General features: G+C 59.1%; 24 protein-coding genes and 1 tRNA gene. 13 read left to right on the top strand and 12 right to left on the bottom strand.

What is annotated here, in order from left to right; translation table 11 throughout:
- Positions 1-57: 57 nt before the first annotated feature.
- The 4 genes from QSK43_RS14680 to QSK43_RS14665 all read right to left on the bottom strand — a co-directional run bounded on the left by QSK43_RS14680 (position 58) and on the right by QSK43_RS14665 (position 4,888).
- The gene (locus tag QSK43_RS14680; RefSeq protein ID WP_045016575.1) at positions 58-1,662 is read right to left on the bottom strand and encodes an ABC transporter substrate-binding protein; all 1,605 of its coding nucleotides are present in this window, start codon (positions 1,660-1,662) and stop codon (positions 58-60) included.
- A gap of 114 nt (positions 1,663-1,776) precedes the next feature.
- A complete protein-coding gene (locus QSK43_RS14675) occupies positions 1,777-2,964 on the bottom strand; it encodes a M24 family metallopeptidase (protein WP_332304036.1) in 1,188 nt (395 codons plus the stop codon).
- A gap of 563 nt (positions 2,965-3,527) precedes the next feature.
- Positions 3,528-4,277 carry an SDR family oxidoreductase gene (locus tag QSK43_RS14670; protein ID WP_045016572.1) on the bottom strand — a complete coding sequence of 250 codons (750 nt, stop codon included), beginning with the start codon at positions 4,275-4,277 and terminating at the stop codon, positions 3,528-3,530.
- Entirely contained in the window at positions 4,274-4,888 is a 615-nt protein-coding gene (locus QSK43_RS14665) for a nucleoside 2-deoxyribosyltransferase (RefSeq protein WP_332304035.1), read from the bottom strand. Before QSK43_RS14665 ends, QSK43_RS14670 begins: the two co-directional genes overlap by 4 nt.
- A 178-nt stretch (positions 4,889-5,066) precedes the next feature.
- Here QSK43_RS14665 and QSK43_RS14660 point away from each other — a divergent pair, with 178 nt between their 5' ends.
- The 4 genes from QSK43_RS14660 (at position 5,067) to QSK43_RS14645 (ending at position 9,179) form a co-directional block, all read left to right on the top strand.
- The gene (locus QSK43_RS14660) at positions 5,067-5,693 is read left to right on the top strand and encodes a ribonuclease D (protein WP_332304034.1); all 627 of its coding nucleotides are present in this window, start codon (positions 5,067-5,069) and stop codon (positions 5,691-5,693) included.
- 82 nt (positions 5,694-5,775) lie between these two features.
- On the top strand, positions 5,776-7,008 hold the full coding sequence (locus tag QSK43_RS14655; protein WP_332304033.1) for a hypothetical protein: 1,233 nt from the start codon (positions 5,776-5,778) through the stop codon (positions 7,006-7,008).
- A gap of 50 nt (positions 7,009-7,058) precedes the next feature.
- Positions 7,059-7,367: a hypothetical protein gene (locus QSK43_RS14650; RefSeq protein WP_332304032.1), complete on the top strand. Its 309-nt coding sequence runs from the start codon at positions 7,059-7,061 to the stop codon at positions 7,365-7,367.
- Between the two features lie 261 nt (positions 7,368-7,628).
- Entirely contained in the window at positions 7,629-9,179 is a 1,551-nt protein-coding gene (locus QSK43_RS14645) for a hypothetical protein (protein ID WP_332304031.1), read from the top strand.
- A 96-nt stretch (positions 9,180-9,275) separates the two neighbouring features.
- Here the strand turns inward: QSK43_RS14645 and rpsA are convergent, their stop codons facing one another.
- Together rpsA and cmk are read right to left on the bottom strand one after the other, a co-directional pair.
- Positions 9,276-10,976, bottom strand: coding sequence for a 30S ribosomal protein S1 (gene rpsA, locus QSK43_RS14640; RefSeq protein ID WP_045016567.1), 1,701 nt, complete (start codon positions 10,974-10,976; stop codon positions 9,276-9,278).
- A gap of 172 nt (positions 10,977-11,148) precedes the next feature.
- Complete coding sequence (gene cmk / locus QSK43_RS14635; RefSeq protein WP_332304030.1) at positions 11,149-11,808, bottom strand: (d)CMP kinase; 660 nt, start codon at positions 11,806-11,808, stop codon at positions 11,149-11,151.
- A 197-nt stretch (positions 11,809-12,005) separates the two neighbouring features.
- Here cmk and QSK43_RS14630 point away from each other — a divergent pair, with 197 nt between their 5' ends.
- The gene (locus tag QSK43_RS14630; RefSeq protein WP_045016565.1) at positions 12,006-12,395 is read left to right on the top strand and encodes a TIGR02300 family protein; all 390 of its coding nucleotides are present in this window, start codon (positions 12,006-12,008) and stop codon (positions 12,393-12,395) included.
- 152 nt (positions 12,396-12,547) lie between these two features.
- Positions 12,548-12,623, top strand: a tRNA-Ala gene (locus QSK43_RS14625).
- A 63-nt stretch (positions 12,624-12,686) separates the two neighbouring features.
- Here QSK43_RS14625 and QSK43_RS14620 read toward each other — a convergent pair.
- The 3 genes from QSK43_RS14620 to QSK43_RS14610 all read right to left on the bottom strand — a co-directional run bounded on the left by QSK43_RS14620 (position 12,687) and on the right by QSK43_RS14610 (position 13,864).
- Positions 12,687-13,187 (bottom strand): thermonuclease family protein, encoded by a 501-nt coding sequence (locus QSK43_RS14620; protein WP_332304029.1) that lies wholly within the window; start codon positions 13,185-13,187, stop codon positions 12,687-12,689.
- Positions 13,188-13,259: 72 nt separating this feature from the next.
- On the bottom strand, positions 13,260-13,634 hold the full coding sequence (locus QSK43_RS14615; RefSeq protein WP_045016563.1) for a PAS domain-containing protein: 375 nt from the start codon (positions 13,632-13,634) through the stop codon (positions 13,260-13,262).
- 65 nt (positions 13,635-13,699) lie between these two features.
- A complete protein-coding gene (locus tag QSK43_RS14610) occupies positions 13,700-13,864 on the bottom strand; it encodes a hypothetical protein (protein WP_332304028.1) in 165 nt (54 codons plus the stop codon).
- On the opposite strand from QSK43_RS14610, the gene QSK43_RS14605 reads away from it, so the two are divergent.
- From QSK43_RS14605 to QSK43_RS14575, 7 genes are all read left to right on the top strand, one after another.
- A complete protein-coding gene (locus QSK43_RS14605) occupies positions 13,844-14,746 on the top strand; it encodes an NUDIX hydrolase (RefSeq protein ID WP_332304027.1) in 903 nt (300 codons plus the stop codon). The two genes, QSK43_RS14610 and QSK43_RS14605, sit on opposite strands and share 21 nt — an antisense overlap.
- Before the next feature lie 68 nt (positions 14,747-14,814).
- Positions 14,815-15,786 carry a quinolinate synthase NadA gene (nadA, locus tag QSK43_RS14600; RefSeq protein WP_332304026.1) on the top strand — a complete coding sequence of 324 codons (972 nt, stop codon included), beginning with the start codon at positions 14,815-14,817 and terminating at the stop codon, positions 15,784-15,786.
- Positions 15,783-17,333 carry an L-aspartate oxidase gene (locus tag QSK43_RS14595; RefSeq protein WP_332304025.1) on the top strand — a complete coding sequence of 517 codons (1,551 nt, stop codon included), beginning with the start codon at positions 15,783-15,785 and terminating at the stop codon, positions 17,331-17,333. The genes nadA and QSK43_RS14595 overlap by 4 nt, the downstream gene beginning before the upstream one ends.
- Position 17,334: 1 nt before the next feature.
- Positions 17,335-18,192 (top strand): carboxylating nicotinate-nucleotide diphosphorylase, encoded by an 858-nt coding sequence (nadC, locus tag QSK43_RS14590; protein WP_332304024.1) that lies wholly within the window; start codon positions 17,335-17,337, stop codon positions 18,190-18,192.
- A 136-nt stretch (positions 18,193-18,328) separates the two neighbouring features.
- Entirely contained in the window at positions 18,329-18,580 is a 252-nt protein-coding gene (locus QSK43_RS14585) for a GlsB/YeaQ/YmgE family stress response membrane protein (protein WP_045016691.1), read from the top strand.
- A 12-nt stretch (positions 18,581-18,592) separates the two neighbouring features.
- The gene (locus tag QSK43_RS14580; protein WP_332304023.1) at positions 18,593-18,988 is read left to right on the top strand and encodes a DUF3597 domain-containing protein; all 396 of its coding nucleotides are present in this window, start codon (positions 18,593-18,595) and stop codon (positions 18,986-18,988) included.
- A gap of 22 nt (positions 18,989-19,010) precedes the next feature.
- A complete protein-coding gene (locus QSK43_RS14575) occupies positions 19,011-19,199 on the top strand; it encodes a hypothetical protein (protein ID WP_332304022.1) in 189 nt (62 codons plus the stop codon).
- Between the two features lie 85 nt (positions 19,200-19,284).
- Here QSK43_RS14575 and cydX read toward each other — a convergent pair whose 3' ends face one another.
- The 3 genes from cydX to QSK43_RS14560 are packed head-to-tail and all read right to left on the bottom strand — an operon-like array spanning position 19,285 to position 22,176.
- The gene (cydX, locus tag QSK43_RS14570; protein WP_045016556.1) at positions 19,285-19,407 is read right to left on the bottom strand and encodes a cytochrome bd-I oxidase subunit CydX; all 123 of its coding nucleotides are present in this window, start codon (positions 19,405-19,407) and stop codon (positions 19,285-19,287) included.
- 27 nt (positions 19,408-19,434) lie between these two features.
- A complete protein-coding gene (gene cydB, locus QSK43_RS14565; protein ID WP_332304021.1) occupies positions 19,435-20,592 on the bottom strand; it encodes a cytochrome d ubiquinol oxidase subunit II in 1,158 nt (385 codons plus the stop codon).
- A 6-nt stretch (positions 20,593-20,598) separates the two neighbouring features.
- Complete coding sequence (locus QSK43_RS14560) at positions 20,599-22,176, bottom strand: cytochrome ubiquinol oxidase subunit I (RefSeq protein ID WP_332304020.1); 1,578 nt, start codon at positions 22,174-22,176, stop codon at positions 20,599-20,601.
- Positions 22,177-22,195 lie beyond the last annotated feature (19 nt).

Here is a 22,195-nt window from a genome sequence, read left to right as displayed (position 1 = left end):
TTTCCTGAAAAGACGCGCGGAAGAACAGGGTTCTTCCGCGCGTCCTGTTGTTTGGGATTACTCCGCGATATCGACGGATTCGAAGGTGAAGTCGCCAAGCGGGCTCATGGTGAAGCCGGAAACCTTGGTGGACATCGGAACGAACTGCGTGGAATGCGCAAGCGTCGCCCACGGAGCCTGTTCCTTGAAGATCACCTGCGCCTGCTCATAAAGCTTGGTGCGCTCGGCGACGTCCGTGGCCTGCTTCGCCTTGGAAATCAGGTCGGAGAACTCCTTGTTGCACCATTGCGCACGGTTCGTGCCGCCTTCGCCTGCGGAAGCGCAGGAAAGCAGAACGCCCATGAAGTTATCAGGGTCACCGTTGTCGCCGGTCCAGCCGAGGATGACGGCGCCGTCGCGGTTCACTTCGGTCGACTTCTTGAGGTATTCACCCCACTCGAAGGAGACGATCTCGGCCTTGACGCCAACTTTCGCGAAATCCGACTGGATCAGCTCGGCGGTGCGGCGGGCATTCGGCATGTAAGGACGCTGAACCGGCATCGCCCAGATCTTCATCGACAGATCCTTGACGCCAGCGGCTTCGAGAGCCTTCTTGGCAGCTTCCGGATCATAAGCATCGTCCTTGATGCTGTCGTTGTAGGACCACATCGTCGGCGGAATCGGGTTCTTGGCAACAGTGCCGGCACCCTGGAACACGGCGTCGATGATTGCCTGCTTGTTCATCGCCATGTTCAGCGCCTTGCGGACTTCCGGCTTGTCGAAAGGCGCAACAGTGGTGTTGTAGGCGAAGTAGGCAACGTTCAAGCCCGGCTGTTCATCGAGCTTGAGGTTGGAATCGGCGCGGATGGTGGCAAGGTCTGCCGGTGCCGGGTAAGGCATCAGGTGGCATTCGCCCGCCTTCAGCTTCTGCAGGCGAACGGCAGCGTCCGGCGTGATCGCAAAGATCAGATCGTCGATCTTCGGCGCGTCGCCCCAGTAGTCGGCGTTCTTCTGGTAGCGGATGACCGCGTCCTTCTGATAAGCGACGAACTTGAACGGACCGGTGCCGATCGGCAGGTTGTTGAAGTCTTCCTTGGTGCCCGCCTTGTCCAGCGTATCGGCATATTCCTTCGACACGATTGAAGCGAAAGGCATGGCGATATTGGCGAGGAACGGCGCTTCCGGGCGCGTCAGCACGAACTTGACGGTATAATCGTCGACCTTGACGATTTCCTTGATCAGCGACGGCATTTCCATGGAGTTGTAATATTCGTAGGTGATGCCTGCGATATACTGGTTCCACGGGTTCTTCGCGTCACCCTGGCGGTTGTAGCTGAAGATCACGTCATCGGCGTTGAAATCGCGGCTCGGCGTGAACTTCTCGTTGGAGTGCCACTTCACGCCCTTGCGCAGGTGGAACGTGTATTCGAGGCCATCGCTCGAAACTTCCCATTTTTCGGCAAGGCCCGGCTCAACTTCGGTCGTGCCCTTCTTGAACTCGGTCAGACGGTTGTAGACCGGATGCGCGGAGGCATCGAAGGTGCCGCCAGCGGTGTAAGGCGAAGGATCGAAGCCTTCCGGAGATGCCTCGGAGCAATAAACGAAGGTCTTCGCCATGGCAGGCACGGCGGAAGCCATCGCAAGCGCAGAGGCTATAAGCAAACTGCGGGTCAGCATTTTCATCTGGTGGTCCTTTCCCTCTTTTTCTGAGTTTATGCGGCCCTAAGGGGCCTACCTGTTCTGGTCAGCAGCGACACAGAGACTGTGCCGCCGTTCGGTCCTTTGCCTCCCGACCAATTACCCGGCGACCGGCTGGAACAGCCGGTCGAGGTTCTTTTCCGGCGGGCAGAACCAGCGCGGCCCCGCCTCCGTCATATAAGCAATATCCTCCAGACGAACGCCGCATTCTCCATAGACGCACAGCATTGGCTCTATGGAAAAGCACATTCCCGGCTCAAGTGTCGTCGCATTTCCTGCAACGATATAGGGTTCTTCGTGAATATCCAGCCCGAGGCCATGACCGGTGCGATGCGGCAGGCCCGGAACCTGATAATCCGGCCCGAAACCGGCCGCCTTCAGGCTGTCGCGCGCGGCCTTGTCCACATCCGAGCAGGCAGCGCCGATCCGGGCTGCGGCAAAGGCCGCTGCCTGTGCGTCGCGCTCGGCGGTCCAGAGAAAACGCTGCCGTTCCGTCGGCTGGCCGAAGACATAGGTGCGGGTGATATCCGAACGATAGCCATGAAGGATGCCGCCGAGATCGACCAGCACCATATCGCCGTCATCAAGCGTCTGCGCATAGGGCACGCCATGCGGATAGGCCGTCGCCTCACCGAACTGCACCGCCACGAAAAGCGGTTTCAGACCGAGCGCGATATGTGCGGCGTTAACGAAGTCGGCAACTTCCGTGGTGGAAATGCCGGGACGCAGCCCCTCGAACACGGCCTTCTGTACGCCGTAGCTCGCATCCATCGCCGCTTGGATGATGGCAATTTCGGTCGCGGATTTGACCTGCCTTTGCGCGACGATCAAAGGTTGGGCGGAAATGATGCGACCTTCCAGACGTTGCATCAGGGCCGATGCAAAAACGAAAGGAGTGGCAGGATCGATCGCGACAAGGTGGCCGGGGCAGCCGAGCGCTTCGATGCGTTTTGCCATCAGGTCGAAAGGACTTTCATCCTCTTCCCAGACGGCAACGTCGCCCTCGATACGGATCATCGTCCGTAGCTTCGGTTCTTCAAATGCCGGGCTGACATAGACCAGCTTGCCTTCTGCCGGCACCAGAGCGCCATGAATACGCTCCGAAAGACCAAGCGAAAGGCCGGTATAATAGGTCAGCGACGATGATGCATCGAGCCAGACTGCCTTGATATTTTGCTGTATTAGTTGCGCTTGCAGGCCGCGCAACCGCAACCCGAACTCGTCTTCAGCGATCGATGAAACCGCGATCGGCTGAAACCGCTTCAGCGCCTCTTGAAAGTCTGCCATTCTCTCCCCGCCGCTTTCAGGCGCACAGACACAAGCGTGTCGGCAACTCCCAAGCGTTCTTTTGCCAATGCTTAAACACAGGCCGGGGCCTAAGCAATGGGCCAACACCATGCACCGCCACAAAACTGTGCATATTCATCTAGACATAACGAAATCGTGATCGGCACATGTCCGATTTCGATAATCGTCGCCTTGACGGGAAAATCCAAAATCCCCCGGAAACTTAAGGGGGAAAGGAAAGCGGGATATCGATCATCCTGGCGCAGATGGCGCGCAGGAGCCTGATCGCGAGGTGTATCCGAAAAAAGAAAGCCCAGAAAAGGAAAAAGCCTGCCGCGGGAGGAGGTGCGGCAGGCTTCAAACTTGATCGGCGATTGGGAGGAGGAGTACCACCGATCGACATCGAGCGACACTGGGAGGAGGAGTGCGTCGCTTCGATGATTTAAATATAACGGCATCCGCGATTTTTAACAGAGCCAGTCTCGCAATGCAGCATTGCATTTCTGCATAGCTCCAAAATTCCTGCTCTGTTTTTTAGCACTTCAGCAAAAACCGTTAAGAAATCAGCTTTCCCGATGTACCTGAAAACCGGCAAAGGACTGGTTGACCGGCATGAGCTCGAGGCTGTTGATGTTGATGTGTTTCGGCTGCGATGCGACCCAGTAGATCGTATTGGCGATATCGTCGGCCGTGATCGGATTGACGCCCTTATAGAGATTGTTGGAGGCATCCTGATTGCCGCCTGTGCGCACGAGCGTGAATTCCGTTTCGCACATGCCGGGTTCGATCGAGGTGACGCGCACGCCCTTGCCATGCAGGTCGGAACGCAGACCGAGGGAGAATTGCCGCAGGAAGGCTTTCGTTCCAGCATAGACGTTCCCGCCGGCATAGGGCCAGTGCGCAGCGACCGACGAGAGATTGATGACAATACCCTTCCGGTCGATCAGCGTCGGCAGAAGATGGTGGGTGATATTCAAAAGACCGGTGATATTGGTGTTCACCATGGTCTGCCAGTCTTTCAGCGGCACCTGCGGCGCCGGTGCCGTGCCGAGCGCGAGCCCGGCATTGTTGACGAGAATATCGATCTCCCGAAAACCTTCCGGCAAAGCTGCCAGCGCCTTTTGGGCGGCATCCTCGTCGGTAATATCGAAGGCGACGCCATGGAAGGAGGAGCCGAGTTCCTGCGCCAGCGCCTCCAGCCGTTCCGCCCGCCGACCGGTGCCGATGACCTTCCAGCCTTCCTTGATGAAGCGCCGCGCCGTGGCCTGTCCGAAACCGGACGTGGCGCCGGTGATGAGGATGGTACCGCTCATGATGGTGTCTCCAGTAAATTCGTTCGGTCAGGATCAGTCTTTGTCAATAATCTTTCAGCAGCCGCCGCCAGACAGCGCTTGTAGGCCTCGAGATCCGTATAAAGGGCGTCTTCCGTGGCGTTGCCAACGATGACGACACCACCGCGCCGCAAAATCCCGCCATGCAGCATCAGATTGTCGATCATGTCGAAATTCTCGATCGACAACCCGTCCGGTCCGCGATACCGGCCTGTTTCATCGATTGCGGCAACCCCGCCATATTGTGCCTTGATGCGGGTGAAATGATTGGCCGCGACGTTGGTGTAGGCGAAAACCGGCTTGCCCAGCGCGCACATGAACCCCAGCTCGTAGCTCGTTCCCGTATCCGCAGCGATGCCGCGAAACGGCGTGAGGTTGGCAATGACCGCATCCGCTTCCATCATCATCCGCTCATCTATGGCATTGATATTGCAACCGTGGCCGATCTTGGTGTCCGCCGGCGGAATCTCCAGATCCCCCGGAGAAAGCGGCGTAAAGCCGGCCGCCCGCGCAAGCGAGGCCTTCAGATCGAGCATTTCACCAGCGTTCGGGAGGAAAACTTCCGGCCCGGCGAGATAGATTTTCTTTGTCATCGGGAATTTCATACGATTTGGAGGAGCAGGATTTTCCTGAACCTAACCCGGGGACTTTCACAAAGGCAAGTGCCAAGCGCAAGCGCGAAGCAGCGTTGGAGAGACTATAAAACGGTATCGTCCAGTCTCTCTTTCCGTTATAGGCGGAGCAACGAACTGGAAATTCCTGGAGCAAGACATGGCAGCACCTATCCGTTACCACGAAGGCGATATTTCCGCCGAAGATGCCGCACGCTACACCGGCGCCATCGCAATCGATACGGAAACGCTGGGGCTGGTACCGCGCCGCGACCGCCTCTGCGTTGTCCAGCTTTCCCCCGGCGACGACACGGCGGATGTCATCCGCATCGCCGCCGGCCAGAAAGAGGCTCCAAACCTTGTACGCATGCTTGCCGACCCCGCCCGGCAGAAGATTTTTCACTATGGCCGTTTCGATATCGCCGTTCTGTTCCACACCTTCGGCGTGACAACCACTCCGGTTTTCTGCACCAAGATCGCCTCGCGCCTCACCCGCACCTATACCGACCGGCACGGATTGAAGGACAATCTGAAGGAAATGCTGGAAGTCGATATTTCCAAGGCGCAGCAATCCTCGGACTGGGCCGCAGAAACCCTGTCGCCCGCGCAGCTGGAATATGCCGCTTCCGACGTGCTCCATTTGCATGCGCTGCGCGACAAGCTGAACCACCGCCTCGTGCGCGATGGTCGCCTCGACCACGCCGATGCCTGTTTCGCGTTTCTACCGACCCGTGCGAAGCTCGATCTTCTCGGCTGGGAAGAAACGGATATTTTCGCCCATAGCTGAGTGTTTTTACGCTTTGTTTAAGCACTGATTTACCAGAACTGCCTATTCTCAGCCGCAACGCAGGGTGGCCGGGAATTTCCATATGATTACTCCGTTGCAGCAGACAGCAGGCATTGCAGTCAGCGACCTCATGCGCTCGATGGTCGAGAGCATGGAGGAACGCCAGCGCGAAGAGCAGGAAAAGGCGAACGGCACCAAGAAGGACGAAGCGGTCAAGACACAACCGCAGCCTGACCAAAGCCACCGCGCCGCCAATGAAAAGATAAGCGCCTATCTGTTCGGCGCCATGAAGCCGGACGCCGACGCCTTTGCCTCGCTTGTTTCCCGTTTCTCCTCCGCGCTTGGCATTACGCAGGAAAAGGACGAATCGAACTTTTCGTTCGCACAAAGGCTGCAGGACGTATTGACGTTGACGGGCGGCTTCGAGAAAGCCGGTGCTGAAGGAAAAGCCACAACGATTTCCCTGAAATCCTTCGGCGTTTCGGAAGCGCAGGTCTTAGAAGTCCTGAATGGCGGCGTCACCACCAAGACCGATCCCATGGCGGCACTCGCCGCACGCATTGCCAAAAGCGCCGACCTGACGGGATCGGAGGAGGATTTCGGCGAGAAATTGTCGGATGCTATCATGGCAGTGCGCGCCACTTTGCCGAAGAGCGTCAGCGATCTCGAAGAATCCACGGGTTTGAAGGAACTCGGTGTTTCGGCGCACCAGATGATCGCCGCAATCGCCAATCCATACGGCGACGCAGCGCGCGCCGTGAAGGATGCGCTGGACGAGCAGGCGCAGGGCACCCGGTTCATGACGCGGGAGACGATGAAGGTCATCCAGCGTCTGGAAGATGTCGCCGACCCGAAAACCAAGGAAGAATTGCAGGCCGAGCGCGGTGAAAACCGCATGGGCGAAATCAACGATGCCGAAGTAGAGGCCGAGCGGGAAGAGGATATCCAGACCCGTGAAGCGCAGGGCAAGCTGGAGGATGTGCAAAAACTTCAGGATGTCGTGAAGGAGCACATAGACGCTTCCGCCGATGAAAAAGCGCAAGGCGCCGAAGGACAGGGCCCGGTCGACATTTCGTCGGAAATCGCCCTGATCTCCGTGCTTGCGGCAGCGCCGACGCCTGAAGCGGCCCCGGCTGAAAACGACAATGAACCCGCCAAGACAGACGCCACCGCCACGACGGAAGCCGATGCGAAAGACGACGCCGAAAAACTGCTCGACGCGCTGGCGGTTGTCGACACCGCCCGTGACGCCATTCTGCCGATCTCGATCGACGATAATGGCCTTTATGCACTGCTGAAGAAAAAGGCGGCATGATCTCGCCGCTGCCGATAGTCACTTGAGCGAAACATGATGTGAGTTCAAACATGTCCGATATATCAGGCATATCCGGCAGCGCCGGTCACGATGCCGAACCGAATGCGGCGCAAGCGCTGCTCTCCATGGCCCTCCCGCCGCTGGTGCCGGATGACGCCGCCTTCATCGCGGCGAGCGAGGAAGATAACCTCATCGATCCCGTGGAAAACCGCCCCGAGAGAGGTTTTCCCAAGGCAAGCTGGCTCGACGCGATGCCGCCGGAAGCCTTTGAGGTGGCGGGCAGCGAGCCGGACCACATTTCATCGGTCAATTCCGACGATAACGGGCTTTACCGCATGTTCATCAGCGTTTCCCCCTGACTGCCCGCCCGACGCGGTTTTTATGGTTAGCAAATTCTTAATATCTACGTCCCAAACTTAGGGTTGATGATTCTGTGTGCGTCGCGAAGAACTGGCATCGCTGCCAGCGGCGCACACGGCGCTCCCGCATGAGCGGGCGACATGACACCTGTACATCACCGGCGCGGCAATCTTTCAACATGCGGGCCACATGCGGGTCAGAGGGCCAGGGATTGGCCCTTTCGCAGCCAGCGGCGGTAGTCGATAGGAACGGAGCGCACCATGTTACCGCCTGTACCGAAAATTACGGCAACCGATGCCACCTATGGAGCCGCAGCCGCGCAGACGCAGCGCGGGCAGCCCAAAGAGGCCGTGCAGCCGCAGGTGAGCAATATTGGTGCCGGCAATGGCAGTAATCTTTTCGCCAGAGCGGCGATCGCTTCCCTGACCAGCGAATTTCAACTCTCCCGCAGTACTGCCGTTCTGGCCGAGGCGCTCGGCAAGCTGATGAACCTGCCCCGACGCGAGGGTGAGGCCATCCCAAACTATGTGGTGCGCCTGACGGATGCGCTGCGTACCCTGCCCGCCCCGCAACGTCTTGCGCTGGAGCAACAGATCAGCAAAGCCCTGCAAGGGTTGAGCCTATCGATGCTCGCCGAAATCCTGAAACAGCCTACCGGCCCCGATGCCGCCCGTCTGGCGCTGTTGATCGAGCTTTCCCGCTACAAGGGAACGGATCTTGCGGCAAAGGCGGTGGTGTCTTCCTACCAGCAGAACAATTCCGCCAACCCGCCCCCGGTACAGCCACCACGACAAGGACAGCGGAACGCCCCGAGCCAGAGCGCCGAGAGCCGCCAGAACTCCGCAACGAGCGCAACGGCACAACCGGCAAACATCGCCGCGCCCGGCCGGCTCTTGCCTCTGCTCATCGGCCCGCTTGCCCAGAGCGCCGCCGCAATAAAAGCCATGGTGGCGGTGCAGGTAGCGCCGCAAGACCCGAGGGTCAATCTTGCCAACCCGCCTGCCGACACACCTGATTCTCCGCCCGATGCGGCAAAACCGGATGGAAAAGCCGAAAGCACGGCACGGCCGCCTCAGTCGCAAACGGGCGGCACGATAAAAGAAGCGCCTGTGGAGACCCAACCGGCAATTGCGCCACGGGTCGAGAAAGGTGAAATGCGCCCCGCCCTCGCGGTTCGGGAGATGGTGAAGTCCGAGCAGAAGGAAGCCCGTATGCTCCTGACCCCGCTATCCAGCCAGCCCGCAGGCGACATCAAGGAGATGGAAAACCTGCTGCTTGCCGCCGTGGCGGGCAAACTTCCCGCCACAGTCATGACCGCTGCGCAGACTGCCGCCACATCAACGGGTGCCGCACCGCAACAGCTGGAAGAACAGCCTGCCGAACAAACCGCTTCGACAATGCCCACCGCCCGACCGTCCGGCGAGGAAACCGAAACGATTGCCAACCGACCCGAACCCCAGCCCATCCCCGGCGCCACTCTCGACCCGGAAGCCAGATTGGCAATGCTGGAACAAGCGGCTTCGCAATCGCTGATCGCAGCAGCCCTGGCAAAAGACGGCACGCCGCTGCCGCTTGTCGCCTATCCGCCGGCGGAAGAGGACCACGAATCGGAAAGCCCGCATCGCGGAAGCGGCCCGTTTTCCGAAGAGGAGGCAGAAGGCCAGCCGGAGGATGAAAATCCCGGCGATCAGGATGAGGCCGAAGAACGGGTGGCTGCCAATGACGAGACCCGCGAGCAGGAAAATCCACAGGAAGCTGCTTCCGACGACAGCGCTGAAAACTATTATCTCAGAATGAGCGGCATGCCCTGAATTTGCACCGCGCATTCCCCGCGATACGACACCGCGCCCAATAAAAAACCCGCCGGAAATTCCGGCGGGTTCTTCATTTCGAAAGATCGTTAGCGATTATTCAGTGCGGTTCTTCAGAGCAGCACCGAGGATGTCGCCGAGCGAAGCGCCCGAGTCGGACGAACCGAACTGTGCGACGGCTTCCTTCTCTTCAGCGATTTCCAGAGCCTTGATCGAAAGCATGACCTTGCGGTCCTTCTTCGAGAAGTTGACGACGCGGGCGTCGAAAACCTGGCCAACCGCGAAACGCTCCGGACGCTGATCGTCACGATCGCGTGCGAGGTCGTTGCGACGGATGAAGGAGGTGATGTCCTCGTGGTTGACGAGCTTCACTTCCACGCCACCGTCGTTAACGGCGATGACTTCGCACGAAACGACAGCGTTCTTGCGCAGGTCGCCGGACGTTGCGGCTTCACCGACAGCATCCTTGCCGAGCTGCTTGATGCCGAGCGAAATGCGTTCCTTCTCGACGTCAACATCGAGAACGACGGCCTTGACCACGTCACCCTTGTTGAACTCTTCGATGACCTGTTCGCCCGGACGGTTCCAGTCGAGATCCGACAGGTGAACCATGCCGTCGACATCGCCTTCCAGGCCGATGAACAGGCCGAATTCGGTCTTGTTCTTGACTTCGCCTTCGACTTCAGTGCCGGCCGGATGGCTGTAGGCAAATGCCTGCCACGGGTTTTCCAGCGTCTGCTTGAGGCCGAGCGAGATACGGCGCTTGGACGGATCGACTTCGAGAACGACAACGTCAACTTCCTGGCTCGTGGACAGGATCTTGCCGGGATGTACGTTCTTCTTGGTCCAGGACATTTCGGAAATGTGGATCAGGCCTTCGATGCCCGGCTCCAGCTCAACGAATGCACCATAGTCGGTGATGTTCGTGACCGTACCGGAGATCTTCTTGCCAACCGGGTACTTGGCGGAGATGCCATCCCACGGATCGGACTCGAGCTGCTTCATGCCGAGCGAGATACGATGGGTTTCCTGGTTGATGCGGATGATCTGAACCTTAACCTGCTGGCCAATGTTGAGGATTTCCGAAGGATGGTTGACGCGGCGCCATGCCATGTCGGTAACGTGCAGCAGGCCGTCGATACCGCCGAGATCAACGAACGCACCGTAATCGGTGATGTTCTTGACGACGCCGTCAACAACCTGGCCTTCTTCGAGGTTCTGAACGATTTCAGAACGCTGCTCGGCGCGGGACTCTTCGAGAACCGTGCGGCGCGAAACAACGATGTTGCCGCGACGCTTGTCCATCTTGAGGATTTCGAAGGGCTGCGGGTTGTGCATCAGCGGGGTAACGTCGCGGATCGGACGGATGTCGACCTGCGAACGCGGAAGGAAGGCAACAGCGCCGTCCAGATCGACGGTGAAACCACCCTTGACCTGGTTGAAGATAACGCCTTCGACGCGCTCGCCGGCTTCGAACTTGGCTTCGAGCTTGACCCAGCTTTCTTCGCGGCGAGCCTTCTCGCGCGACAGAACGGCTTCGCCGAGGGCGTTTTCGATGCGCTCGACGTAAACTTCGACTTCGTCGCCGACCTTCAGCGTGCCGTCCTTGGACTTCGCGCCGAATTCCTTCAACGGTACGCGGCCTTCAACCTTGAGGCCGACGTCGACGATGGCAACGTCCTTCTCGATTGCCGTCACGATACCCTTGGCAACATAGCCTTCGGCAAGATCGTTCGAGGCAAAGGATTCTTCGAGAAGCGCTGCGAAATCTTCGCGCGTGGGTGTAGATACTGACATGAAATCTCCTGATTGTATCCGCAAGAGAGCGAATACAAGAGCGCCGGTGGGCTAGCGTTGTTGATACCCGAACCCATGCCCGCCTTTTTAAAAAGGCTTTCCGGCGCAAGGACATGTCTTCAGGCAATTCCTGACTAAACGCGGACCAAATTCAAGCGGTTCCGCGAAAAACCTATTTCTTCAGAGCGGCGTCGATGATCGTCCGCGCGGCCTGAAACGCCGCCTCTATACTCATTTCCGACGTATCTAGCAAGTGCGCGTCTTCAGCTGGTTTCAACGGGCTGTCGGCGCGGCCCATATCGCGCTCGTCGCGTTTCCTCACTTCAGTGAAAATGGCGTCGTAATCGGCATTGCCGCCATTGGCGAGGATTTCATCATAACGACGTCGCGCCCGCACCTCCGGCGAAGCGGTGACGTAAAGTTTCACCGGCGCATCCGGGCAAACCACCGTTCCGATGTCACGGCCGTCCAGAACCGTGCCAGGCTCCTTTGTGGCAAAACGCTGCTGCGCTGTGACCAGCGCGCGTCTCACCGGTGTCATCACCGCTATCCTGGACGCGGCCTCGCCGATATCGTGCCTTGAAAGGACCGCGCGGTCGAGACCGGCAAGGTCGAGTTCCAGCGCCACCTTTTCCGCAATGGTTTCGTCATCGAGCCGCAGGCCCGCGTCTAGAAGGGCCTTGGCTGTGGCTCTATAGGTCAGCCCGGTATCGAGATGATGGAAACCATAGGTCTCCGCAATCCTGCGTGACAGGGTCCCTTTGCCCGCTGCGGCCGGCCCATCTATGGCAATCGTGAAGGTCATGAAGCTTTCTGCCTGTGCGCGCGTCATTAATACAGTAGAGTGCCGTGACCTCCAATCTTTATGAGCGACTTGGTATACAAGGCGCATCACAGAGGGCGACATCCGAAGTTTGTCTTTGACACGAAAGACCGCAACGATTAAGGGGACCGGCTAGAAATTTTACCGTCTATGCCGGTTTTACGGCGTACACACCGAAACTCATCCGACAATTTGAGGCTTAGACAGTGGCAAAAGCGGACCTTGGTACCAAGCGCACAGACCCCGATACCGGCAAGAAGTTCTACGATCTGAACCGCGATCCGGTCGTTTCTCCCTATAGCGGCAAATCCTGGCCGCTGTCCTTCTTCGAGGAAAGCACGGCTCAGGCAAAGCTCGAGCAGGCTGAAGAAGAGGAAGTGGCAGAAGTCGACGCCGAAAACACGGAAGTCGAACTCGTATCGCTGGAAGATGCCGACGGCGACACCAGCGGCGACGAGATCCCTGATCTTGGCGACGACGAAGATGACGTGGAAATCGGTGACGATGACGACACCTTCCTCGAAACCGACGACGAAGATGACGACGACGACATGTCCGGCATCATCGGCGTACCGGGCGACGACGAAGAAGCTTGATCTTATTGGATAAACCGGCCCGGCGACAAAAAAATGAAGCCGGGCTGTTTTTTGTGCTTGCACTCTTCGGTTAGCCGAAGTAGTAAGCCGCCACCGAACGGAACAACAGCCGCTTCGGTTCCCGGAACCGGACGAAATGCCGGAACCCTTATGGGGCTATAGCTCAGCTGGGAGAGCGCTTGCATGGCATGCAAGAGGTCAGCGGTTCGATCCCGCTTAGCTCCACCAAATCTCTATGAACTGAAAACACCTGTTATTAGAACGGCCTTATCGGCTGCTCACGGCGATTGCCTATTGCAATAGCGCCCGCAGATCCTGTCCGTTGATCCGGCATTCCACGGAAAGGACGCCGCCGCCCTCTTCCACCACATGGCATTCGAGATATTTGCCGCGCAACCGGTTTTCCAGCGCCTTGAAGGCATTCAGGCCGCAGGCATAACGGCGGCCGTCAGGGCCGGCACAGACCCGGTTGCGATCGATATCCTCCACGCCGGCAAGGCGGAATTCCTGCCCTTTGAAGGTGAAGCGGTTGTTGGAGACAACGCGCAGACGCTGATCCGCGTATATTTTCAGGGGGTATGGATCGGGCGGGGTCGGAATACGCTCGAAATTCTGGTGGCGGAGGTCAACCCGAACCGGCGAGGTCGTCCACAGCGTCTCCGTGTTTGCGGCAAGTCCAGCTGTCGCACCTGTCGCATCGCCGTTGACGAGCGAAGCAATACGGATGGCGGCTATGCCGAGCCCAATGACCAGCACGATCTGCAACAGCAAAATTAAAACCTGCCGAACCATGTCACCGCAACATCAAAAAATAATCGACAAAAATAGATCGGCGTTTTTAAAAGAGGCCGAACGGAAAAAATATTACATCAATAAGACCTTGCGGGCAGTGATATCACGCACCGTGCCCATTGCCATGATCGGAATCCGGTCAGAGTCCAGAATCACTCTACCCGTTGTCCGCAGCCAGCGGAAATCGCCGGATTTGAGCCGAATGCGGTATTCCTGATCATAAAACACGCCATTCGTCAGCGAGTTGTAAACCGCCTTGGCCACGCCCGCCCGGGAACCGCTTTCGATCTGCGCGATGAAATTCTCCACCGGAATGCCGCAGGCGGCCTCCTCGATGGAAACGTCACGCAATTGCGAAGCCACGGCATCCAGATAAATCAGGTTTTGCCCGATGTTCCAGGTGTAGTAACCAACAAGCGACTCTTCGAGAGATATGTCCTCTAGCATTGGCCTTCTGCGTTATGAAAGATGCTTATGGCGGGTCTGTAACATAACGGATGACGGACGCCTAACTACAAGAATTCATCCTTTTGTCTGATGAAACCCTGTTTTCCGGCGCGCGCATCAGCGACCCTTTCCAGCCCGTCCTTGTTGGCGAACCGGCCTTCCTGTGCCAAAGAAGGTTGGTCTTGCAGCCAAGAACCAGAGGAGTCGCCGTGACCATCGGGCTTGCCCATGCCGAACTCATCGCCGTCGTCACCGCCATCACCAGGGACGAACCACGGGTCATGACCGTTCGAGCGGGCGCCGCACTTCCTTCGGGGCCGTTCGAATTCGGTCACAGAACGCTTCAGAGCGGGTTGCGGGAGTGGATCCACGAGCAGACGCATCACCCCGTCGGTTACCTCGAACAGCTTTACACCTTCGCCGATCGCGACCGCAACAATGACATTCTTGGCGGCAGAACCATCTCAATCGGCTATCTCGGGCTGGTTCGCGAGCAGGAGCCGCCCGGCAACGGCCGCCCGCTCTGGCACGGTTGGTACGAATATTTCCCCTGGGAGGACCATCGGCAGGGCCGCCCAGTGGTTCTCACCACCATTATCGACAGGCTGCGTGCGTGGGCCGATTCCGATCCGGCCTGCAAAAGCCAGCGCCACTTGCGAGCCGATTTCACCTTCGGTCTCGATGGCGGCGGCTGGAACGAGGAACTGACCCTGCAACGCTATGAATTACTGTATGAGGCAGGGCTGGTGGAGGAAGCCCAGAGCGAGCCCCGGATCAATTTCGGCAGGCCGATGTTTGCCGATCACCGCCGCATTCTCGCCACCGGCATCGCCCGCCTGAGGGCCAAGATCAAGTACCGCCCGGTGGTTTTCGAACTGATGGCCGACGCCTTCACCCTGCTGCAATTGCAGCGCGCGGTCGAAGCGCTCGCCGGGCTGACGCTGCACAAACAGAATTTCCGCCGGCTGATCGAACAGCAACAACTGGTGGAAGAGACCGGCGGCATGGCGACCGAAACCGGCGGACGGCCGGCAAAGCTTTTCCGCTTCCGCCAGACCGTTGTCGATGAACGCGCCCTCTCCGGAACAAAACTGCCGCTCTCCCGCAATTGACATATACTCACAATGAGAATATCTCTTTGACCTAGATATGCTCAAATAGAGTATAAATGGGAGAACGCGTGAACGAACAGATTTCTGCCGCAAGCCTTTACGAGCGCGTCAGCCGCGTCATTCCCAAGGCCGAATGGATGGGCTTTCAGGACGATGTGGAGGCGATCCTCGATCTGAAGCGCAGGCGCAACGCCGTCATCCTCGCCCATAATTACCAGACGCCGGAAATCTTCCACGGCGTCGCCGATATCGTCGGCGACAGCCTTACCCTTGCGCGCAAGGCGATGGAAGTGGAGGCGGACATCATCGTTCTCGCCGGCGTGCATTTCATGGCCGAGACGGCAAAGCTGCTCAATCCGGGAAAGACCGTGCTCATTCCGGATATGGCTGCGGGCTGTTCGCTCGCCGATTCCATTACGCCCGAAGACATAGCGCTTTTACGCAAAGCCTATCCCGGCGTTCCAGTCGTCACTTATGTAAATACGTCTGCGGCGGTGAAGGCGGCTTCCGACATATGCTGCACGTCCGGCAATGCCCGCCAGGTGGTGGAATCGCTCGGCGTGCCGCGCGTGCTGATGCTGCCCGACGAATATCTGGCGAAAAACGTGGCGCGGGAAACCAATGTCGAGCTGATCGCGTGGCGTGGCCATTGCGAAGTGCACGAGCTTTTCACCGCCGATGACATCCGTGAATTGAGAGAGAGCCATCCCGGCATCACCGTGCTGGCGCATCCGGAATGTCCGCCTGATGTTGTTGAGGCCGCGGATTTTTCCGGCTCCACCGCCGTCATGTCGGATTATGTCGGCAGGGAACGCCCCGCACGCGTGGTGCTTCTGACGGAATGCTCGATGAGCGACAATGTCGCCGTGCATCACCCCGATGTCGAGTTCATCCGCCCCTGCAATCTTTGCCCGCACATGAAGCGCATCACGCTTGGCAATATCCGCACGGCGCTGGAGGAAAACCGCCATGAGGTGACGATCGATCCGACTATCGCGGTCGCCGCCCGCCGCGCCGTGGAAAGGATGCTGGCGGTATGAGCGAAGGTCTGTCGCGATATGCCGGCGGAACGGTCATCGTCGGCAGCGGCATTGCCGGCCTGATGGCGGCGCTGACGCTTGCGCCGCAACCGGTGCTGCTTTTGACGCGCAGTGCGCTTGGCGGCGAGACGTCCAGCGCCTGGGCGCAGGGCGGCATTGCGGCAAGCCTCGGGGCTGACGATAGCGCGGCGCTTCATCTTGCCGATACGCTTGCCGCAGGCGATGGCCTCTGCGATGCGGATGTGGCCGCGGATATCGTCTCCGCCGCCCCCGCCGTTATAGAAGCGCTGGAGCGGGCCGGAGTGCGTTTCGACCGCGACGCGCAAGGCAAACTTCTGTTCGGGCTGGAAGCCGCCCATAGTCGCCGGCGCATCCTGCATGCCGAAGGCGACGGCTCGGGCGCGGCCATAGTCAAGGCTCTCGCAGCCGCCGTTCTTAACACGCCGTCCATCACGGTTCTGGAGGGCACGGAAGTGCGCCGGCTGTTGACTGGTGACGGCGTGGTGACAGGTCTCATCTGCGCCGGGCAAGGGGGCAGCTTCGTTCTCCCGGCCACCAACGTCATTCTTGCAACCGGCGGGCTTGGCGGGCTTTACGAGGCGACGACCAATCCCTCCGGCAATTACGGGCAGGGCATCGTGCTCGCCGCGCGCGCCGGCGCCATCCTCACCGATATGGAATTCGTCCAGTTCCACCCGACGGCGCTTTCCTCTCCCCGGCGGCCGCTGGCACTGGTCAGCGAGGCGGTGCGGGGCGAAGGTGCACTTCTTCTCAATGAAAACGGTGAGCGTTTCATGGCGGCCGTTCCGGGTGCGGAACTCGCCTCCCGCGATATTGTCGCCCGCGCCATCGACCGGGAAATCCTGCGTGGCGGCAAGGTCTTTCTCGATGCCCGCCAGGCGCTGGGCACCGGTTTTTCGGCGCGTTTCCCGTCAATCGACCTGCTCTGCCGCGAGGCCGGGATAGACCCCGCCCGCGAGCTTGTTCCCGTCCGCCCCGCCGTGCATTACCACATGGGCGGCATCGCCACTGATGGCAATGGCCGCAGTTCGGTGCCGGGCCTCTGGGTTGCCGGCGAAACCGCCTGTACGGGTCTTCACGGGGCCAACCGGCTCGCCAGCAACTCCCTGCTGGAGGCGGCGGCCATGGGCATGCGCGCAGCGGTAGGTATTGCCGCCCAACCGACATCAAAACCGGTGACGGCTGTCACGTCATTCGCCACACCTGTTCTTCCGGTCGCAGACCCCGCCATCGTCCGGCCCATCGTTTCCCGCCATCTCGGCATCGCCAGACATGAAGCCGGGCTGGCCGACGCGATCCACAAACTTCTGCCTTTGGTCGAACAAAACGGCCCGGCATCCGATCCCGCCATCGTCGGCCTCGCAATCGCCGTCTTTGCAGCCTTGCGCACGGAATCACGCGGAGCGCACTTCCGCGATGATTTCCCCGAAAAAGAAGCGGTCGCCGCAAGGCGCAGGCTGCGCCTGTCCGATGTCATCGCCGTTGCCTATGACCTTTCCTCTTCCAGCATTGCGCGGAGCGCCTGACATGATCCTCTCCCCCCTGCCACGCCTCATCGTGGAACCGCTCGTCCGCAACGCCCTTCTGGAAGATCTGGGGCTGGCGGGCGACATAACATCCGCCGCCGTCATTCCTGCCGATCATCGCTCGGTCGTCGTCATGGCCGCACGCGAACCGGGCGTCATTGCCGGTCTCGATGCCGCGGAACTTGCTTTTCAACTGGTGGACCCGACAATCGCGATGAAGCGGCATATTGAGGATGGCGCGACTGTGGCTCCCGGCGACATCATCGCGACGATCGAAGGTCCCTCACGCGGCCTTTTGACCGGGGAACGCACCGCGCTTAATTTTCTCGGTCACCTGTCGGGTATCGCTTCCGTCACCGCAAGCATCGTTGCCGCCATCTCCGGCACCAAAGCCTCGATCGCCTGCACCCGCAAAACGACGCCGGGCCTCAGGGCGCTGGAAAAATATGCCGTGCGCGCCGGCGGCGGCATGAACCACCGCTTCGCCCTCTATGATGCCGTTCTCATCAAGGACAACCACATCGCCGTAGCCGGCGGCGTGCGCCAGGCCATTCGCAGCGCCAAAGCGGGTGTCGGACATCTGGTCAAGATCGAGGTGGAAGTCGACACGCTTACGCAATTGCGCGAGGCAATGGACGAAGGCGTCGATGCGGTTCTCCTCGACAATATGACGCCGGAACACCTGCGCGAGGCGGTGGAAATCGTTGCCGGGCGCGCCATTACCGAAGCCTCCGGCCGCATCAACCCTGAAACCGCCGCTACTATTGCCGCAACCGGGATAGATCTCATTTCCGTCGGCTGGTTGACCCACAGCGCAGCGGTTCTCGATATCGGTCTGGACTTCCAGAGCCAAGGCTGAAGATAGCACCGCTGCGCGGAACAAAATCGTCGCTCGACCGTTAATGATCGCCTGGGGTCAACAAGGCGGGGGGATCAGTGCGCGCAAAAGCCTGTCCATATGCCTGCGGACCTCTTTCAAAAAGGAAAGGGCTGTTATGGAAGACGCACAAATCGGTTGGATTGCAGCAATCATCATAGGCGGTGTGGCCGGTTGGCTCGCCGAACAGTTCATGAAAAGCAACATGGGTGTTTTCATGAACATTATCCTTGGCATCATCGGGGCCATCGTCGCCAATTTCCTGCTTGGGCTCGTGGGCATCTCGCTCGGAGGCTGGATCGGATATCTCATCGCCGGTTTCATCGGCGCATGCATTCTCATCGCCATTGGGCGCGCATTTCGCCGATAAAGGGAGGACAAAATGAGCTTTTTCGACAAGATCAAGGGTGCGATTTTCGGCAGGGCCGAGGCGGCAACACCGACTCCAACCGGGGCACCGACAACCACTGCAAGCCCGGCCGCACCTGCCCCGACAGCTTCGTCTCCGGCATCGACGGGCAGCATCGACGTCGCCTCCATTCTGGATGCGGCGGTCAAAAAGAACGGCCAAAAGCTCGACTGGAAACACTCGATCGTCGACCTTCTGAAGGCGCTCGATCTGGACAGCAGCCTCAGCGCCAGAAAGGAACTGGCGGGCGAACTCGGTTATACCGGCGACACCTCGGATTCGGCGACGATGAACATCTGGCTGCACAAGGCCGTCATCACGAAGCTGTCCGAAAACGGCGGCAAGGTTCCGGCCGATCTTCTGGACTGAACCTGTGACCGGGAGAGACGCGATGGACGACTATTCAAGCTTGCGAGAGCAGATCGGCCTGGACCTCGACACCCTTCATGGGACTGAGAACCCGAAGTCGATTTTTGAGATTGCCGACGACTATCTTCTGGGAAATCCAAACCTCAAGAGAGCGCTGGTCGAAGACATCATCAAGGAAGAAGCGGACAAGCGCGGCATCGCGATCCACTGAAGCCGCGCGTCACAAGCACGGCATTGACCAAAAGGGCGGCGTCCGGACCGGATGCCGCCCTTTTTTTGCCCTGTGCCCCGAGGCGTCATTTTTCCGGCTTTACCTCGGCCTTTTTGGCGTTTTCTTCCATCAATTCATACCACATGGCGTTCATGACGGCGAAGATGGCGGCGAGAGGCAGGCCGAGCAGCCAGGCGAAATACCACATGTTCGCTCTCCTTCTGTTTGTTCGATATTAATAGGCATGGCCGTTGTCGTCGCGGATCGCCTTTTCATCCACCTTGCCCCACAGCACATGATAGACCCATGACGTATAAGCGACGATGATCGGGATGAAGATGAGGGCGACGACCAGCATGATGAACAGCGTCAAGTGGCTAGACGATGCATCCCAGACCGTCAGGCTCGACTTCGGATCGACCGAAGACGGCAGGATGAATGGGAACATCGTAAGCCCGACGGTGGAGATGATGCCGAAAATGGCGAGCGAGCTGGAAAGCAGCGCCAGCACCTCCCGGCCAAGCCTGAACAACAGGAAGGCGACAAGCGGAAAGGCAAGACCGAGCGCTGGCGCCAGCATCATCCACGGGTGGGCCGCATAATTGGAAAACCAGGCGCCGCTTGCGACCTCGACCGTCTTTGACAGCGGGTTGGACGGGCCGTCGGTTACCACTTCCGAAGTGAAGCGATACCCATCGATACCGAGCCACAACAGGACGCCGCCGAGTGCGAAGAGAACGGTGGTGGCTAGTGCGGCAATGCTGCCGAAAGTGCGGGCGCGGGCAGCAACCGGGCCTTCGGTCTTCAGCACCAGCCAGGCCGCGCCGTGCATCACCAGCATGGCCACGGAAACAAGACCGCAGAGAAGGCCGTAGGGGTTCAGAAGCTCGAACAAAGTCGTGCCGTCGTAGAAAATCCTGAGATCGTCATTAAAGTAGAAGGGGACGCCCTGCAGGACATTGCCGATCGCCACGCCGAAGATCAGCGCGGGAACGAACCCGCCGATGAACAACGCCCAATCCCAGGCGCTGCGCCATGCCGTGCTTTCGCGCTTCGAGCGATATTTGAAACCGACTGGCCGAAGAATGAGCGCAAACAGGGTGGCGAACATCGCCAGATAAAAACCTGAAAACGACACCGCATAGAGCGGCGGCCAGGCGGCGAAGATCGCACCGCCGCCAAGGATGAGCCAGACCTGATTGCCTTCCCAGACCGGGCCGATGGAGTTGATGACGACACGCCGCTCAATATCGGTCTTCGCAACGAAAGGCAGCAGCGCCCCTGTGCCAAGATCGAAACCGCCGGTGATGGCAAACCCGATGAGCACCACGCCGAGCAGCAGCCACCAGATGACGCGGAGGATTTCGTAGTCGATGAGTTGATGCAATATCATGATCGTTTACTCCGCAGCGACGAGTTTTTCAGGAACGAGCGGTGCTTCCGGTTCGTGGTCCGGATCAGGACCCTTGCGGATCGCCTTCAGCATCAGCCCCATCTCGACGATGAACAGCACCGTGTAGATGGCGATGAAACACAGAAGCGTAATCAGAACCGTCGAGGCGCTGAGGCTGGAAACGGCCGCGGCCGTCGGCAGCACACCCTCAATGATCCACGGTTGGCGACCGAATTCCGCAACCACCCAGCCCATCTCCGCAGCAATCCACGGCAGTGGAATGGCAAAGACGGCCACCTTCAACAGCAACGGATAGTGATCCAGCCGGCGGCGAGCTGAGAGATAAAAGAAGGTCGCCGTCAGCACGATAAAGAACAGGCCGAGACCGACCATGATGCGGAACGCCCAGAACAGCGTCGGCACATGGGGAATGGTGTCGGCAGCCGCCCTAGCGATCTGCTCTTCAGTTGCCTGGCGCGGATCGTCGACATAGCGTTTCAGCAGCAGGGCATAACCAAGCTCGTGGCCGAGTTCGGCAAAGGTGCCGCTCACCTCTTCGGGCAATTGTGCGCCCTTGCCGTTGGCCCGTATCTGCATCAGCGCATCATAGGCCTTGATGCCGTCGCGGATTCGGGTCTTTGCAAGCTCCACGAGATCGTTGATGCCGGGGATTTCCGTGTCGAGCGAGCGCGTACCGATAAGGCCCATCACCCATGGGATCTTTACCGCAAAATGCGTCTCGCGCGCTTCCTGATCGGGAAAACCAATGGCCGTGAAAGGTGCCGGAGCCGGCTCCGTTTCCCACATGGCCTCGATCGAGGCGAGCTTCATCTTCTGGTGTTCGGTCGAAAGATAACCACTTTCATCGCCGAGCACGACGACCGACAGCGCCGACGCCAGACCGAACGAGGCCGCAACCGTCATCGACCGCTTGGCGAGATCGACATGGCGGCCTTTCAGCACATACCAGGCGGAAACGCCAAGCACGAAGATGGAAGCGGTGACATAACCCGCAGAAACCGTGTGAACGAACTTCGCCTGCGCCACCGGGTTCATCAGAACCGCGAAGAAATCCGTCACTTCCATACGCATGGTCTGGGGGTTGAAGGCCGATCCCGTCGGGTTCTGCATCCAGCCATTGGCGATCAATATCCACAGCGCCGAGAAATTCGAGCCGAGCGCCACACACCATGTCGCGACCAGGTGGCCGAGCTTAGACAGCTTGTCCCAGCCGAAAAAAAACAGACCGACAAAGGTAGCTTCCAGGAAGAAGGCCATCATTCCTTCGATCGCCAGCGGCGCGCCGAAAATATCGCCGACATAATGGCTGTAGTAACTCCAGTTCATGCCGAACTGGAATTCCATGACGATGCCGGTGGAAACGCCCAGCACGAAGTTGATGCCGAATAGCGTGCCCCAGAATTTCGTCATCTGCCGCCAAATGGCGCGGCCAGTCATGACATAGACCGTTTCCATGATGGCGATCACCACCGACAGCCCGATCGTCAGGGGAACGAATAGAAAATGATATAAAGCGGTAACCGCGAATTGCAGGCGCGACAGCGCGACGATGTCGAGTTCCAATGTTTTTACCCCACCTTTA

The sequence above is a fragment of the Rhizobium sp. GR12 genome (genome assembly GCF_036596185.1).
Taxonomy (GTDB): domain Bacteria; phylum Pseudomonadota; class Alphaproteobacteria; order Rhizobiales; family Rhizobiaceae; genus Agrobacterium; species Agrobacterium nepotum.
Note: the sequence above shows the minus strand (reverse complement) of the source record. Positions and strands in the feature narration are given on the sequence as shown.

Bases quoted from the DNA above. Each gene is read 5' to 3' on its own strand.
- QSK43_RS14680 (WP_045016575.1), bottom strand. From the start codon at position 1,662: ATGAAAATGCTGACCCGCAGTTTGCTTATAGCCTCTGCGCTTGCGATG.
- QSK43_RS14675 (WP_332304036.1), bottom strand. From the start codon at position 2,964: ATGGCAGACTTTCAAGAGGCGCTGAAGCGGTTTCAGCCGATCGCGGTT.
- QSK43_RS14670 (WP_045016572.1), bottom strand. From the start codon at position 4,277: ATGAGCGGTACCATCCTCATCACCGGCGCCACGTCCGGTTTCGGACAG.
- QSK43_RS14665 (WP_332304035.1), bottom strand. From the start codon at position 4,888: ATGACAAAGAAAATCTATCTCGCCGGGCCGGAAGTTTTCCTCCCGAAC.
- QSK43_RS14660 (WP_332304034.1), top strand. From the start codon at position 5,067: ATGGCAGCACCTATCCGTTACCACGAAGGCGATATTTCCGCCGAAGAT.
- QSK43_RS14655 (WP_332304033.1), top strand. From the start codon at position 5,776: ATGATTACTCCGTTGCAGCAGACAGCAGGCATTGCAGTCAGCGACCTC.
- QSK43_RS14650 (WP_332304032.1), top strand. From the start codon at position 7,059: ATGTCCGATATATCAGGCATATCCGGCAGCGCCGGTCACGATGCCGAA.
- QSK43_RS14645 (WP_332304031.1), top strand. From the start codon at position 7,629: ATGTTACCGCCTGTACCGAAAATTACGGCAACCGATGCCACCTATGGA.
- rpsA (WP_045016567.1), bottom strand. From the start codon at position 10,976: ATGTCAGTATCTACACCCACGCGCGAAGATTTCGCAGCGCTTCTCGAA.
- cmk (WP_332304030.1), bottom strand. From the start codon at position 11,808: ATGACGCGCGCACAGGCAGAAAGCTTCATGACCTTCACGATTGCCATA.
- QSK43_RS14620 (WP_332304029.1), bottom strand. From the start codon at position 13,187: ATGGTTCGGCAGGTTTTAATTTTGCTGTTGCAGATCGTGCTGGTCATT.
- QSK43_RS14615 (WP_045016563.1), bottom strand. From the start codon at position 13,634: ATGCTAGAGGACATATCTCTCGAAGAGTCGCTTGTTGGTTACTACACC.
- QSK43_RS14610 (WP_332304028.1), bottom strand. From the start codon at position 13,864: ATGGGCAAGCCCGATGGTCACGGCGACTCCTCTGGTTCTTGGCTGCAA.
- QSK43_RS14595 (WP_332304025.1), top strand. From the start codon at position 15,783: ATGAGCGAAGGTCTGTCGCGATATGCCGGCGGAACGGTCATCGTCGGC.
- nadC (WP_332304024.1), top strand. From the start codon at position 17,335: ATGATCCTCTCCCCCCTGCCACGCCTCATCGTGGAACCGCTCGTCCGC.
- QSK43_RS14585 (WP_045016691.1), top strand. From the start codon at position 18,329: ATGGAAGACGCACAAATCGGTTGGATTGCAGCAATCATCATAGGCGGT.
- QSK43_RS14580 (WP_332304023.1), top strand. From the start codon at position 18,593: ATGAGCTTTTTCGACAAGATCAAGGGTGCGATTTTCGGCAGGGCCGAG.
- QSK43_RS14575 (WP_332304022.1), top strand. From the start codon at position 19,011: ATGGACGACTATTCAAGCTTGCGAGAGCAGATCGGCCTGGACCTCGAC.
- cydX (WP_045016556.1), bottom strand. From the start codon at position 19,407: ATGTGGTATTTCGCCTGGCTGCTCGGCCTGCCTCTCGCCGCCATCTTC.
- cydB (WP_332304021.1), bottom strand. From the start codon at position 20,592: ATGATATTGCATCAACTCATCGACTACGAAATCCTCCGCGTCATCTGG.